Annotated in this window: 15 protein-coding genes; 6 read left to right on the top strand and 9 right to left on the bottom strand. The window is 63.2% G+C overall.

Translation table 11 applies throughout. The annotated features are described in order from the left end of the window. Positions 1 to 5 precede the first annotated feature (5 nt). The 4 genes from LIW51_RS15540 to LIW51_RS15525 all read left to right on the top strand — a co-directional run bounded on the left by LIW51_RS15540 (position 6) and on the right by LIW51_RS15525 (position 2582). Positions 6 to 335, top strand: coding sequence for a 2Fe-2S iron-sulfur cluster-binding protein (locus tag LIW51_RS15540; RefSeq protein WP_227375003.1), 330 nt, complete (start codon positions 6 to 8; stop codon positions 333 to 335). A 313-nt stretch (positions 336 to 648) separates the two neighbouring features. Next, complete coding sequence (locus tag LIW51_RS15535) at positions 649 to 1176, top strand: HdeD family acid-resistance protein (protein ID WP_227376820.1); 528 nt, start codon at positions 649 to 651, stop codon at positions 1174 to 1176. Between the two features lie 78 nt (positions 1177 to 1254). Continuing rightward, positions 1255 to 2244, top strand: coding sequence for a mannose-1-phosphate guanylyltransferase (locus LIW51_RS15530; RefSeq protein ID WP_227375002.1), 990 nt, complete (start codon positions 1255 to 1257; stop codon positions 2242 to 2244). Positions 2245 to 2318: 74 nt separating this feature from the next. Further along, on the top strand, positions 2319 to 2582 hold the full coding sequence (locus tag LIW51_RS15525) for a hypothetical protein (protein WP_227375001.1): 264 nt from the start codon (positions 2319 to 2321) through the stop codon (positions 2580 to 2582). 32 nt (positions 2583 to 2614) lie between these two features. Here the strand turns inward: LIW51_RS15525 and LIW51_RS15520 are convergent, their stop codons facing one another. From LIW51_RS15520 to LIW51_RS15500, 5 genes are all read right to left on the bottom strand, one after another. Then, positions 2615 to 3286 carry a Dph6-related ATP pyrophosphatase gene (locus LIW51_RS15520; protein ID WP_227375000.1) on the bottom strand — a complete coding sequence of 224 codons (672 nt, stop codon included), beginning with the start codon at positions 3284 to 3286 and terminating at the stop codon, positions 2615 to 2617. Further along, the gene (locus tag LIW51_RS15515) at positions 3286 to 4071 is read right to left on the bottom strand and encodes an SDR family oxidoreductase (RefSeq protein ID WP_227374999.1); all 786 of its coding nucleotides are present in this window, start codon (positions 4069 to 4071) and stop codon (positions 3286 to 3288) included. The genes LIW51_RS15520 and LIW51_RS15515 overlap by 1 nt, the downstream gene beginning before the upstream one ends. A 22-nt stretch (positions 4072 to 4093) precedes the next feature. After that, positions 4094 to 4570: a Tfx family DNA-binding protein gene (locus LIW51_RS15510; protein WP_227374998.1), complete on the bottom strand. Its 477-nt coding sequence runs from the start codon at positions 4568 to 4570 to the stop codon at positions 4094 to 4096. Positions 4571 to 4634: 64 nt separating this feature from the next. Continuing rightward, a complete protein-coding gene (locus tag LIW51_RS15505; RefSeq protein ID WP_227374997.1) occupies positions 4635 to 5072 on the bottom strand; it encodes a TRAM domain-containing protein in 438 nt (145 codons plus the stop codon). A 124-nt stretch (positions 5073 to 5196) separates the two neighbouring features. Then, positions 5197 to 5340 carry a hypothetical protein gene (locus LIW51_RS15500; protein WP_227374996.1) on the bottom strand — a complete coding sequence of 48 codons (144 nt, stop codon included), beginning with the start codon at positions 5338 to 5340 and terminating at the stop codon, positions 5197 to 5199. Between the two features lie 203 nt (positions 5341 to 5543). On the opposite strand from LIW51_RS15500, the gene LIW51_RS15495 reads away from it, so the two are divergent. After that, positions 5544 to 5948: a hypothetical protein gene (locus LIW51_RS15495; protein WP_227374995.1), complete on the top strand. Its 405-nt coding sequence runs from the start codon at positions 5544 to 5546 to the stop codon at positions 5946 to 5948. Between the two features lie 7 nt (positions 5949 to 5955). Here LIW51_RS15495 and LIW51_RS15490 read toward each other — a convergent pair whose 3' ends face one another. Then, a complete protein-coding gene (locus tag LIW51_RS15490; RefSeq protein WP_227374994.1) occupies positions 5956 to 6951 on the bottom strand; it encodes a radical SAM protein in 996 nt (331 codons plus the stop codon). Between the two features lie 48 nt (positions 6952 to 6999). After that, the gene (locus LIW51_RS15485; RefSeq protein ID WP_227374993.1) at positions 7000 to 7875 is read right to left on the bottom strand and encodes an alpha/beta hydrolase; all 876 of its coding nucleotides are present in this window, start codon (positions 7873 to 7875) and stop codon (positions 7000 to 7002) included. Between the two features lie 151 nt (positions 7876 to 8026). On the opposite strand from LIW51_RS15485, the gene LIW51_RS15480 reads away from it, so the two are divergent. Further along, entirely contained in the window at positions 8027 to 9127 is a 1101-nt protein-coding gene (locus tag LIW51_RS15480; RefSeq protein WP_227374992.1) for a DUF373 family protein, read from the top strand. A gap of 30 nt (positions 9128 to 9157) precedes the next feature. On the opposite strand, the gene LIW51_RS15475 is transcribed toward LIW51_RS15480, so the two are convergent. Continuing rightward, positions 9158 to 13222, bottom strand: coding sequence for a DNA-directed DNA polymerase II large subunit (locus LIW51_RS15475; RefSeq protein WP_227374991.1), 4065 nt, complete (start codon positions 13220 to 13222; stop codon positions 9158 to 9160). A 1-nt stretch (position 13223) separates the two neighbouring features. Next, positions 13224 to 13643: a PPC domain-containing DNA-binding protein gene (locus LIW51_RS15470; RefSeq protein WP_227374990.1), complete on the bottom strand. Its 420-nt coding sequence runs from the start codon at positions 13641 to 13643 to the stop codon at positions 13224 to 13226. Between the last annotated feature and the right edge of the window lie 140 nt (positions 13644 to 13783).

The raw sequence follows: 13783 nt of genomic DNA, 5'->3' as shown, positions 1-13783 counted from the left end.
TGCCGATGTCCCCGAAACACGAAGTCACCATCGACCATGAGGAAGCCGATCGGACGAAGATCGTCACCGTCGCCGAAGACGAGTATCTCCTCGACGCCGCGCTCGAAGCCGGGATGGAGCTTCCCTACTCCTGTCGGAGCGGGAACTGCACGACCTGTGCGGGTGAACTCCGCGAGGGAGAGATCGACCAGAGTGAGGGCACGGCCTTGGAGCCGGGCCAAAAGGACGACGGCTACGCGCTACTTTGCATCTCGTACCCCCGCGAGGACTGCGAGATTCGGGCCCGCGAGTCGGTACAAGACGAGATGCTCGGCCTCGATATGGACATCTTCTGACCGTATAGCAATGATTATTTCTCCAATCATATTATAAAAAGATATATATATATATATATATATATAAATTATTGAATTCAAATTATTTCCACCTAGTTGTCATCGATCTTTGATCTCGTTTTTGCCGGTACGTCCTCGCTACGGCTTTGAATCCTCGGATATGGGTATGACTCTTAGAATGTCTTTCAAATAGCTAACATAATTTATGAGGTCTCCGAGCCTATGTATGAACGGTGAAATCACGATGAGCACTAAAGTAGAACGCGGTACCGAGGTAGTATCGAGCACCGCCGGAGAGTCGCGGCGAACCATGATGGGTGCGGGGGCCATTATCGCCGTGCTGGGTATCCTCGCGGTTCTGTTCCCGTTCGTGACCGGAATCTCACTGTCGATTCTGCTCGGCGCGTTGCTGGTCGTCGGCGCTCTGGTGCACGTCGCACACGCCTTCTCGGGCGGATGGAAGCGATTCGTCGCGCAGGGACTGCTCGCGGTCATCTACGCAGTCGCCGGTATCGCGCTGATGGCGAACCCCGTCGTCGGGCTGACGACGTTGACCATCATCCTCGTGGCGTTCCTGCTGGCGGACGGAATCCTCGAAATCGTCATGGGATACCGACTCCGTGGCGAAAGGGGTGGCTCGTCGCTCATCGTGAGCGGCGTCCTCGCGCTGGTGATCGCCGGTCTCATCTGGGCCGGATTCCCGAGCAGCGCGCTCTGGGCGGTCGGCCTCCTCTTCGGAGTGAACCTGCTCGTCACCGGCGTGTCGATGATGCTCATGGCCCGCGGGAGCAGAACCGGCACCCGCGAAGAGGCCGCTCCGACGGAACCCCGCGGAGCGTAAACTGAACGATTCGATTTTTCGGACTCAACTCGCTCCTCAATAGGGCGATTTTAGACGCCGCGCATTCTCGTCGAAAACATGCACCGACCGCTCGTCGCGCTGGTGATGGCCGGTGGAACCGGAACGCGTCTCTATCCCGCGAGTCGGAGCGACCGACCCAAGCAGTTCCTTCCGCTCCTCGGAGACGAATCGCTGCTCGCCAGAACCGTCGAGCGAGCGGGCTTCGCCGACGAAATCTTTGTCTGCACCGCGGCGGCCTACGCCGACCTCGTCCGCGAACACGCGCCCGAGGCTGGGGTGTTGGTCGAACCCGAGCCGAAAGACACCGGCCCGGCCCTCGTCTACGCCGTCCATCGAATCCGCGAACAAGTTGGCGACTGCGCGATACTCTGCCTGCCGAGCGACCACCACGTCGCGGGCGACTTCGAGACCACCGCCCGCCGCGCCGCCTCGGTTGCAGTCGAAACGGAGGGGCTCATTACGGTCGGCGTCGAACCGACCCGCCCCGCGACGGGATACGGGTACATCGAACCGGGAACCGACTACGGTGGCTATTTCGCCGTCGAACAGTTTCGGGAAAAACCCGTCGCGAAGACCGCAGAGCGATTCGTCGATGAGGGTTTCTACTGGAACGCCGGACTGTTCGCATGGACGCCGGACGCCTTTCTGCGAGCGGCGCGCGACTCCTCGCTCTCCCCACTCATAACCGCGCTCGAAGACGGCGACTTCAAACACGGATTCAAAGCGGTCGAACCGGTGAGCGTCGATTACGCCGTGATGGAGCAAACCGACGACGCCTATGTCGTCCCCGCCGGATTCGAGTGGGACGACCTCGGGTCGTGGGACGCGCTCGAACGACTCGTCTCTGGGGAGAACGTCGTCCTCGGCGACGCCCTAACCGTCGACGCGAGCGGAAACGTCGTCGCAGGCGACAAACACGTGAGCCTCGTCGGGGTGGACGATCTAGTCGTCGCGGCGTACGACGACCGCGTGTTGGTCGTTCCGAAATCGGACGCCCAACGCGTGCGCGAAGTCGTAGCGGAACTACGCGAATCGAACCTGTTTTAACGACCCGTTTCTCCCTGGTTGGCTTTCTAACTAGCCATCACCTTTCTCAGTCTCCGCGTCGAAATCCGTATGCTATGACACCGTCAGTCCAATCGGTCGAGACCGAAGACGAGTACATCCACGTCCGGTTCCGCGACCCCGACGAGTTCGACACGATTCGAACGCCGGATTGGGCTACGCACGCGGCGCAGGACGTTTCCGAGGGGTCAGAGGTTCGAACCGGCAAGCAGAAAGACAGCGACGACTGGGAGGTTCAGAGCGTCCTGATAAAAAAGCAGGTCGGCGAGGACAAGGCCCGCGACGAGGCGAAACAGATCGTCGAGAAGATCGAGTCCTAACGACGCGAGCGGATCGAGCGGAGCGAACGCATCTACCGCAGATCGCAGTAGTGAAACTCGCCGTCGCCGACCTCGCATGTGACCGTTTTTCCGGCTTCGAACGAGACCGGCGAGTCGAACGCGGGGCCGTCCCAGACGAACGTGTGGAACTCGCCGTTTTCGCCGCAGGGGTCGACGCTGGCTGGGAGGTCTGCGAGAAACGCTTCGTCGAACTCACGGCCCGCGAACGACGCGTCGAGTTGTGAGCCCTCAACGGCGACCACGGTCGCCCGGAAGCCCGCGTCGAGAAACACCCGAACCTGTTCGGTCGTGTCTCTCCCCCAGAGCGGCCAGCATCCGTCTATCGCCGTCTCGGCGAGTCGCTCCTCGCGGTACGCCCGCACGTCTTCGAGGAAGAGGTCGGCGAAGGCGACGTGCTCGATTCCGTCCGACTCGTACTCGACCATCGCGGCCGCCATGTGCGATTCGTACTCCTCGTTCGAGCAGTCCTCGGGCAGTTCCACGAATCGAATCGGTAAGCTGACGCTCTCGGCCTGCGCTTCGTACAGTTCTCGGCGCACGCCGTGCATACTACTCCGCCCGTTCTCCGAGACGGTCGTGAGGAGTTCGGCCACGCCGTCTACACCCAGTTCGTGTAGGGAGAACGCAGCGTCCTTCCCGCCGCTCCACGAGAGCACCGTCGTCTGCTGTGTCGGTTCCATCATCAGCTTCGTAGGCGTCCGCCGTCCACCGGGAGCGCCGCACCGTTGATGAAACTCGCCCGGTCGCTGGAGAGGAACGCCACCGCGTCGCCGAGTTCCATCGGGTCGCCGACCCTGTCCATCGGGATTCCGTTCGCCCAGTCCGCGAGTCCCTCCTCGTAACTTTCGTACTCGCCGCGTTCGAGGGCGGCCTCCACGAGTTCCTGGATTCGGGGCGTCTCGTGTGCGCCCGGAAGAACCGCGTTGACCCGAACGTCGGGCGCGAATTCGCGGGCTTGCGTCTGCATCAGCCCGATGACGCCCCGGCGGACCGCGTTCGAGAGCACCAGTCCGTCGATGGCTTCGCGAACGCTCGTCGAGGTGATGTTCACGACGGTTCCCGCATCGCTGTCCACGAGATGCGGGTGAGCGCGTTTCGTCAGCCAGACGACGCTCATCACCAGCAGGTCGTAGGCGGTGTACCAGTCGCGCTCGGTCGTGTCGAGAAACGGGCCGCTCGGCGGCCCCCCGGCGGAGGTGACGACGTGGTCGAGACCGCCGAACTCGTCCACGGTCGCCTCGACCAGCGTTTCGATCTCGTCAGGGTCGGTAATGTCCGTCGGAACCGCGAGTACGCTTCCCTCGCCCACTTCGCCGATCTCCCGCTCGGCGTCGGCCAGCCCGTCTTCGCTCCGGGCGCAGATGACCACGTTCGCCCCCTCCCGGGATAACGCCTTCGCGCTCGCCAATCCGAGTCCGCTCGAACTCGCCGTTACCAGTGCCGTGTTGCCCTCCAGTCCGAGGTTCATATCTTCGTATTACCGGGAACCGCTAAAATTCCTCGGGGATGGGTTGCCGAACCGTCACATCGCCGTCGTGCGTCACGCCGATGAGGAGCGACCTGCGTACTTCCCGCCCTTCGACGGCGTCGCCGGCCTCGTCGCTGATTCGCTTCATCAGTTCGGGTGCGGCGTGGTTCACCTTCACCCCGGCTTCGTCGCAGGCGTCGTAGACCCGCGAGGGAACGTCGTAGAGGTCTGTGTTCGGTTCGACCTCGATTCGAACCGGCGCGCGGAGGGCTTCCGCGAACGCCACCGTCTCGTGCGCCTTGCTGACGTTCTCGCGGGCGCTCGCTTCGATGCTGGAGACGTTCGCGCGCGAGGTGCCGAGGCGGTCGGCGATGACGGCCTGCGCCACGTCTCGCTCGCGGAGCGCCAACACCTCCGCCTGCCGCCGGGTGAGCACGCTCGTTTCGGCGTCGAAGCCTGCCCGGTGGAGAATATCGTCCGCGTTCGGTCTTTCGCTCATCTGGTTGCCTCCGGCATGTCCGGGTGTACGCCCCTCCCCCGCAAAGAACTGTCCACTCGGCGGCCTATCCGCCCCAGAAGTTGTCGCGGCTTCCGAGGCGCTGGCGGCGGCTCGCCCGTTCGCCGCTGGTGGTGGTCTCCGGTTCTTCGTCGTCCTCCTCTTCGGGTTCCATCGGAAGTCGCTCGACGGGGTCGGCGGTCGCGTGATTGCTCTTCACGTTCGTGATCTTCACTTTGGCGCGAGCGTCGGGGAGGATTCCGTCGACGAGCACGATGAACCCGTCCTCGGTTCGACCGACGCCCGACCCGCTCTCGTGGATGTCGTCGATCTCCACGACAACCTCCTCGCCGAGCTTGACGGGCGCGGTCTTCAGCTCGCGGATGGGTTGGTTGTAGTGGTTGCACCACTCTGCGCCGCCGCGGTCGCCGTAGTGGTGACAGCCCATTCCGTCGATTCGCTCCTCGAAGCTGGGGCAGTCGTCGGCGAGTGGACAGTCCGGCATAGTGAACGGTTTCGCGGCGCGCGCCTAAACACTTCCGCAACCTTTTGCTGTAGTCGGGAGCCGAGACGCGCGCCGCTGCGACGAACGACTCGGCCTGCCGATTTTCCGTGGTGAGTGTCACCTGCTACAGCGTGACGGCAAGCCCGACAGCCGCTTTCGGGACGCGCGGCGAGGGCGATTCACGCCAATCACACGAATCGCCCGAGTGCTCGGGGAGGAATGGGGACTGCGAGGACGAGAGCGCCGAACTGGGCGTTCTCGTCCGCATGCGGTTGCGGTGTTTTGCCCGAGCGATTTCTGCGGTGTTGAGGTTCTTGTGTTAGCGATTTCGACCGACCGATTTCCACACCGCGCAAGTTCCGAACTCGCAACCATCGGCCGGTCTCCCTCGATTCGAGGTTCGATCCCTCGCTATCGTTTCCGTCGGAAATCACCGCAAAGTATTCAACATCTGTTCGAAAAATAAACCGTATGAACCGCCCTACTCCCAATCAGACGCTCGTCCTCGGACTCGGGATCGGCTTCCCGCCGTGGCTCTTCTCCTTCTTCAGCGTGTTCGCCACCGGTGGCGTGTTCGTCAGTACCGGCCTCGGTTTCTTCGCCGCGAACACGGTGCTCGCCCTCTCCATCGCGTACTACGCCGGAAGCGACTCGGAACCGATGTCGGGCACGACGAAGGCCCTGCTCGGATTTCTCGGTTTCCTCGTCGTGTTCGCGTTCGCGTACTCGATCCTCCTCGCCGGTCGACCGCTCGTCGGACTGGAAATCCTCGTCACGCTCGGGCCGCTGCTCGGCGTCTACTACGCATTCCGGAAACGCCCGGCAGCGCGCGACCCCGGCGTCGAAAAACGAGCTAGCGGAACCGAAATCGAGTGACTCACGGTCAGGCGAGCGGCGTCCGTTCCATGACCTGTCCGTCGTAGGTCGGATACTGCTCCACGATTTCGCCTTTCTCCACGTCGCCCTCCGCTACCATCTCCTCCAGCAGCCACCACGCAACCTCGATGTGGTTCTCCTTGACCGTGTAGAACTCCTCGGGGACGCCGAGCGCCGCGAACTCCTCCTCGGTGGCCCACGTCTTCCCGTAGACGAGGGTGCCGTCGTCGGTCACGTCGTCGAACTCCCGCCGAATCTGACGCGCCATGCGTTTCAGGCGGTTTCGGTGTTGGGCGGCGTCCTTGAACACGGAGGTACAGAAGTAGACGCGCTCGTGGTCACCCATCGCGTCGAGAATCTCCTCCTTCGAACCGTCGACCGCGGACATGTGACCCTCCTGCAACTCGTACCCCGCTTCCTGCATCCGGCGGTAGTTCCCCTGCGACATCTCGAACTCGTTGATGTTACAGAACTCCGCCGCGCCCTCGTCCAAGAATTCGAGAAACTCCTCTTCGGCGCGGATGCCCGGAATCTCGAACGAGGGGGTCAGCCCCTCCTCGCGGGCGCCGTAGAGGATATCCTCCCACTCCGTGCCGTGCAGTTTGCCCCACTGTTCGTAGGGCGGGTGGAATCGAATCTCGTCCAATCCGGCCTCCGAGAGGCGGCGCATGTTCTCCCGCCCGCCCGTGATGCCGGTGTAGAGGTGCGTGTGGTGGTCGTCGCCGAACTCCTCTTTCAGCATTGAGAGGTACCGACAGGTCTTGCTCATCGCCTCCTGCGGTTCTCCGCCCGTGATGGACGTGCCGAGGGCGTCCATCCGTTTGGCCTCTCGAAGCACGTCCTCGTCTTCCTTGACGAGTCGCTCGTTGGCGTACACGTCGGTGACGTTCTTCCGGTTCTCGCCGAGGGGACAGTAGAAACAGTCGCGCTGGTCGCAGTAGCCGTAGACGAAGAGCACCATCTTTCCGCCCTCGGCGCACTGTTCGCAGCCCTTGGAGATCATTCGTTGTCTCGGTTTGTTCGCCGAGCCTCAAAAAGCGTGCGAATCGCGCTACCCGTCGCCACAGACCGTTCCGAGGAGTGCGTTCATCAGCGACCACATCGCGTTCCGATTCGTCTCGAAGACATGTTGGCCGTGCGCGCTCCCGCCGAGCGTTTCGTGGCGCTTAGGTCGCGAGGCGTTCCGGTACATCCGCTTCGTCGTCCGGACGAACCGCTCGTCGTCGCCCTTGCTCACGACGAACAGCTTCCAGCCCTGCATCGCACTCGCGCTGTCCACCGCCTTCCCGGGCGAGAGCGCGAGCGTCCCGTGGATGGTTCCCTGCTTCGCCCGCGCGTTTGCGCGCACGACCGCATTCGCGCCCGCACTGGCCCCGATGAGTACCACTCGTTCCGTGCCGACTCGTTTGCGGAGGTATCGACTCGCCGCGAGGACGTAGTCGGGGGTCGTGCTCCGGTCGTCCAGATTCAGGTCAATGGTGAGGCAAGCGTACCCCTTTTCGGCCAGCTTCCGGGCTTCCGGAAGCCAACTCTTTCGGCCGAACCCGACACCGTGCGCGAAGACGACGCCGCACGACCCGTCGCCGAGGAGCGTCCCCTGCACCGTCGCACCCCCGCTGGTGGCGAACTGGACGTCGCCGCCGCCTTCTGGCGGTGCCGTTCCGCCGGTCGTTTCAGTCGTGGTATCGGTCGTTTCGGCCGTGCCGTCGGTCGCTTCGTTGCTCGTCTCGCTCGTCGTTCCGTTCGTTCCGTCTGTCGTTCCGGTCGCGCCGGACGAGGTCGTTCCGTCCGTCGATGTCCGCCCGCCGGTCGTTCCTGCGTCGGTGGTCGTCTCGTCGCCACCGATGAACGAGCACCCGGCGAGCGTCGTCGTCGTTGCGATGCCGGCCGCGCGAAGGACGCGGCGACGGGTCGGCGTTCGCGTCATCGGTCGAGAACTCGCGCACGTTAGCATTATTATAAACCACCTAATGTCGCGCGAGCACACCGTCTCAGCCTTCTCGGACGATTTTCGGCGCGACGAAACTACCCTCGTCGCTCCCGAAAACAGTTAACCATCCCCCGCGTATCCACCGCCAATGCTGCTGGTGTTGTGCGTCGACTTGGACGACGATCTCGGTCGGAAAACCGACTTCGACACGCCGGTCATCGGCCGAGACGAAGTCGAGGCCGCCGCGGTCGCGCTCGCCACCGCAGACCCCGAGGACAGCGACGTGAACGTCATGTTCGAGGGAGTTCATCTCTACGACCGAATCCAGGCGGACGAGAGCGTCGAAGTGGCGGTCGTCACCGGAAACGAAGGTGGCGACATCAGCGCCAATCGGGAGGTCGGCGAAGAGGTCGACACCGTACTGGCGAGCATCAGCACGAGCGAGGAGATAACCACCGTCATAGTCACCGACGGCGCACAGGACGAGAGCGTCGTCCCCGTCATCCGCTCCCGTATCCCCGTCGACGGCGTCCGGCGGGTCGTCGTCAGGCAGGCACAGGACTTGGAGTCCATGTACTACACCATCAAACAGGTGTTGAACGACCCCGAGACGCGCGGGACAATTCTCGTTCCGCTCGGCATCCTGTTGCTCATCTACCCTCTCGCTCTCGCGGCGGATCGGCTCGGCATGCCCGGCGGAGCCGTGTTCGGCGGAACGTCCGCGCTCCTCGGCCTGTACGTCCTCTTTCGCGGACTCGGGATCGAACGGCTGGTCGACCGTGTCGCCGAGACGACTCGAACGAGCCTCTACGCCGGCCGGGTGACGCTCATCACCTACGTCGTGGCCGCCGCCCTGCTCATCATCGGCGGCGTCAGCGGCGTCGAAACGCTCGACGCGGTGAAAGCGGACTACGGCGGTAACGAACTCGGCGCGCTCAGAGTGCTCGCGTCGCTGATCTACGGTGCCGTGGTGTGGTTCTCGGCGGCAGGCATCACCTCCAGTCTCGGCCAGATAACCGACGAGTACCTCGCCGACCAGTTCCGGTGGCGCTACCTGAACGCACCGTTCTACGTCCTCGCCATCGGCGGCGTCCTGCGCGCAGTGAGCGCCTACTTCCTCGACTACGTCGAACTTGAGTTTCTCGCGGCGATGCTCACCGCCGGGACGCTGCTGGGGCTGACCAGCACGCTCGTCTTCGCCATCGCCGAATCGCGGTATTCGCGTTCGGGACAGGCGCGGGCGAGTTAGATACCGACGGCGATAAATTCGGAAAACGGATCACATGAAATCCGCGATACCGGACTGCTTGTTCTTGTCGTTCTCGAAGACGCTTTCGAGCGACCGATTCAGTATCTCGAGTCGCTGTTTCGTGTACTCGCGGCAGTCGTAATCCTCGGCCACCTGCGTGGCGGTGCCCATGTACTTGTTCACCGACCCCTGATGGACGGTGAGATTCACGCGCCCACCGCACTCCCGGCACTCGCCCGAGAGCGGCATCCGCCGGTACTTCTCGCCGCAGTCCAAACATCGCGTCTCCTGCCGCGAGAACGCCCGCAGATTTCCGATGAGGTCGGGCAGGAAATGCCCCTCGATGACGCGCTCCGCCACGTCCGTCTCGTCCACCGCCCGGAGCTTTCGAGCCAACTCCAACTGTGCGTCCATCTTGTCCATCATCGACCCGAGCGTCTTGTACGCGGAGAGGTCGGGACCGAGCGCGATGTTCGACGTGTCGTGGGTGTGCCGGAAGTCGGTGTACTCGCGGTCGGTGCCGAGGTTCTCCTCCGCGATGGTGACGTCCACGTCCTCGGGGTCGGCCATCTCCAGCGTCGCTTCGTAGAACTCGCGGGGGTACCGGTCGACGACGTCCATGTTGTGCGCCTCGTCGTCGATCTCCGAGGGGTCGATGCGCGAGGACATCACCAAGGGCGCGTCCATCTGCCCTCCGCGCTTGTCCGGCAGGAACTCCTTCGAGAAGTTGAGCAGGCCGTCCATCAGGAGCATCACGCAGTCCTCGTCGCCGTCGCACTGCCCGACGTAGAGGTCGTTTGCGACGAGGGTGTGGGTGTCGGCGACCGTGACGCAGTAAATGTTCGAAACGTCGGACTGGACGAGTTCGACCCGCGTCACCTCGTCGCGTTCGAAGGAACCGCCATCCGTGGCCGCTTTTGAATCTTCTCCCACTTTCGAGAAGTCGGTCTCGGGTGACCCGAGGAAACCGGAAATCGGCTCACCGACCTCTAACTCTCGCGCTTCGATTTTTTCAAGGCTCTTCCTACGCCACCGGAGCATCGAGTGGTCGGGCGTGACGGTAATCTCTCGCCCACTCCGCGTTTCTATTTCGATCAGATGATTCGGTGCAGGATGTTTCGAGACTGCTTCGATGGGTTTCCGGACAACGTTTCCGGAGTCATCTATCGAGGGAACCAGAATTTCAGAATCTAACTCCTCTACCAACGCACCGAAATCGTCCGCTTTCGGATTTTTCAGTCGCTCTTCGACCAACTGCTGAATCTCGTCGTATCGCCATTCTTCATCTTCGTCTCGATACCACACCTTCGTCTCTGGATGGAAGCAGTTCCGACGCTTCGCCGCGTGGAAGTACGGATGTGCGTAACCGACCGCCGCGCTCGTGAACCCGATGATGCGCCCGACCACCGCGGCGGAGGTGTGGGGAGCCATCCCGAAGACGAGCTCACCGACCAACTCCTCGCGTTTGTCCATCTCGTAGAACGGTTCGAGACCGTAGTAGTCGGTGAGCAATTCGTCCACAAAGTCGGCGGTCTTGAGGAGGTGTTCCGCCGCACCGTCGGAGAGGACAATGTCCTGCACGCGGAGTTCGACGAGCTGGTCGTCGTGGCGGAACGGTTCGCCGTGGATGTCCTCCTCGTACCCGAGCGCCCGGAGCTGGTCGGCGCTCACGTCGAGTTCGGAGGGACGAACCGCGGTCACGGGCAGGTCGGTCATGTCGTAGCGCACCGTCCCATCTTTGAACGCGCTGACGCCGTGTTTTGCTCGGAGAACGCCCTTATCGATGGGTTCGGGCGTCTTGTTCGACGAGGTGAGGCCTTTGACGCCTTTCAACATGTCGAAGGCGTTCTCGCGTTCGCCGACCGATTCGAGCGCGCTCCGGAACTCCTCGTTCATGTTCAGGGTGCGGCGCTCGACGCTCGTGGCGGGGACTTCACAGCGAGGGCACTCCGCGCGTCCGGACTGGTCGGGTTCGACCTCGGTGCCGCAGTCGGAGCACTTGTAGTGCGGGAAGGCGTTGCCGCCGCACTCCGGACACTGCGATTTGAAGGTGTGGGTGCCGCAGGCTTCGCACTCCCGCCGCCCGACCTGTACCTCGATTTCGCCGCGCGTCCCGGACATCCCCTCGGTGTGCTGTGCCGCTTTCGCCACGTCGCGCTGGTCGCCGCCGGCCTCGCCGAGGGGGAACAGCGTGTGAACCGCGGGGCTGAGTTCGCGCTTCTCTGACTTCTCGGGGCGACCCATCCGGTTTCCGATTCGCGTCGGGGCGCGCTCTCTGATCCGGAAGGGAGCGACCTCGTTGACGGCCTCGATGGCGTTGTCGCCGTCCTCGTGTTCGCCCCACTCGCGGGCCTTCCGCGAGAGGTCGTTCCACGTCCGAGCCAGGTCGCCGTCGACTCCGAGCGAGCGAACGAACGGCTTCCAGTCGGGAATCTCTATCTCCTCGCCCTGCGAGTGTTGAACGAGGAGGCGTTCGAGCATGCCTCGTACCTCGTCGGTGTCCGGCAGGACAAGCAGTCCGTCACGCACTTCGCCATCCACAACGGCGGCGGCGAGCGTCTCGAACTCTGTGACCGAGATATCGTGCCAGAGATAGGTGTACTTCGGGTGGAGCGGAGCGTCATGCTCCGCGGCCCAGTCGAGCGCTTCCGTGGCTGACGGGTCTTCGAGGTCGATGTGGGGATTGTCGTGCATTGCTTGCACGTCCGCGCCCGCGTGTTCGAAGTCCTGTACCCACCATTCGAACGTGTAGGAAGCGGGCGCGAGCGGATGGTTGTTCTCCACGAACTCGCCATAGTTGACGAGATACTCGCCAAGGTCGAGTATCCGCTCGACCCCATTTCTGACTTCGAGGGCCTCTTCGGCGTCGTCGATTCTGCGGACATCGCCGTTTGCGAGGCGGACGGTCGGTCCTTCGATGGTGTCGACTGGGATGACGCCCGCCGCTTTTCCGGGGCGTTCCGTCTTGATCTGGGTTCCGGTCGCGAGGAAGTCGTCCACGAGGTGCATCGTGGCGGGGTGGACGCCCGCGGTTGCGAACCCGTGATTTCGCGCCCTGCCGTATCGCAGGCGGAATCCGCCGGGACGACTCGGATGGGTGAAGACGGGGCGTCCGGCGATGAGGTCGCGCAGGAACTTCTTCGCGGGTTCGACGCGCGGCGGCCCTATCGGTTCGTCGTCTTCCTGCTCGACTTCGCTCTTCGTCTCTTCGGCGTCGTCGTCTACCACCTCGTCCTCGACCTCCTCGTCGTCCTCGCCGATGGTTCCGTCGATGAGGTCTTGGAGCCACGGCCAGTCCACCTCATCGAGATTTCGGGTGTATCGCTGAATCTTGGGCGCTTTGAGCGCGATTCCCTCCGCGAGGACGAGACACATTCCGCCGCGGGCGCTGTTGGTGTTGACGCGGTCTAAGTCGCGGAATCCCGAGACCTCCTCGTCGCCCGTCGCTTCCCCGTCCAGCATGACAGGCATGTTCTCGGCGATGAACTTCGTCTCCTTGTCCTTCGGCGTGTACTGGAGTCCGGTCTCGGAGTCGTAGAGGTTGATCTCCTCGGCATAGCGTTCGATCTCGTCGTCGCGGGCCTTGTACTCGTCCAGTCCGATGAGCGCGCGGGTGTAGTCGGCGACGAGCACCGAGAGGGCCTGTGCCGTCCCGCCTGCCGAGCGAATCGGCCCGGCGTAGTAGACGTTGACGAACTCCGTTCCGTCGTCGTTTTGGAGGAGTTCGACGCGGTCAATTCCCTCGATGGGCGCGGCGACTACACCCTCGGTCAGCAGGGCGACCGCGGTTCGAACCGCACCTTCGACCTTTCCGGCGCGGGTTTCGTAGTCGCCGACGTTCCCGTCCGCGAAGTCCTTCGCCAGTTCGAGGGCCGCCTCCTCACGGGACATCCGCCCTTCAAGTTCGCGGACGCGCTCGGCGACGCCCTCGATGCCGAGGATGTTCTCCACCCGGTCGGCCATGTCCTTTGCGACCGGTATCTCGACCTCGGGTTGCGGGTCGCCGCTGTTCACGCGCGCCGTCTCGGCGACCTCGAACGCTTGGTCTAACCGCGACTCCAGCCGTTCGAAGTATCGCCGGTCTTCCTCGCGCATGTTAGAGCCAGAGATCCAAGTCGGTCGGTTCGTCGCGTTCCCGAATCAGTTCTTCGTCGAACGTTCGCATGTAGAGCTCCCCCGCGAACACCGTCGCCGAATCGAGGTGTCCCGCGAGCGCCTGTCCCGACCGCCGCGAAAGCACGGCGTGCGTGTGGGCGAATCGCTCCCCGTCGAGGAACGAGACGTTGCCGACGCAGGCGGCGACTTCCAGCGGCTCGTCGAACCGCACCTCGCGGTACTCCTTCTCCGCTTGGTCGTAGAACCACACTTCGGCGTCCTGTACCGCGCCCATGGCGACGAACCACGCAGCATCCACGTTTTCGTCGTCCGCCAGTGACTCAATTTCTGCCCGCCAGTCCGCTCCGTGTCCGAGTCGGGCGACGAATTCCTGCTTCCCGGAGACCTCCCGATAGTCCATGTCCGGATGGAACTGCACCGGGGACAAAAAAGGTTCAGTATTGGTTCGTTTCTCGCTTCCCGGAGAGCGAAGGGCTCGCGTATCCGGGATCGATTCCGTTTCCGGTCGCGGCACTGACAGGGTTTCGCAACTCGTGAAAC

Source organism: Haladaptatus halobius (assembly GCF_020618475.1).
Classification (GTDB): Archaea; Halobacteriota; Halobacteria; order Halobacteriales; family Haladaptataceae; genus Haladaptatus; species Haladaptatus halobius.
The sequence above is the reverse complement of the archived record's forward strand: the minus strand, read 5'-3'. Positions and strand labels throughout refer to the sequence as shown.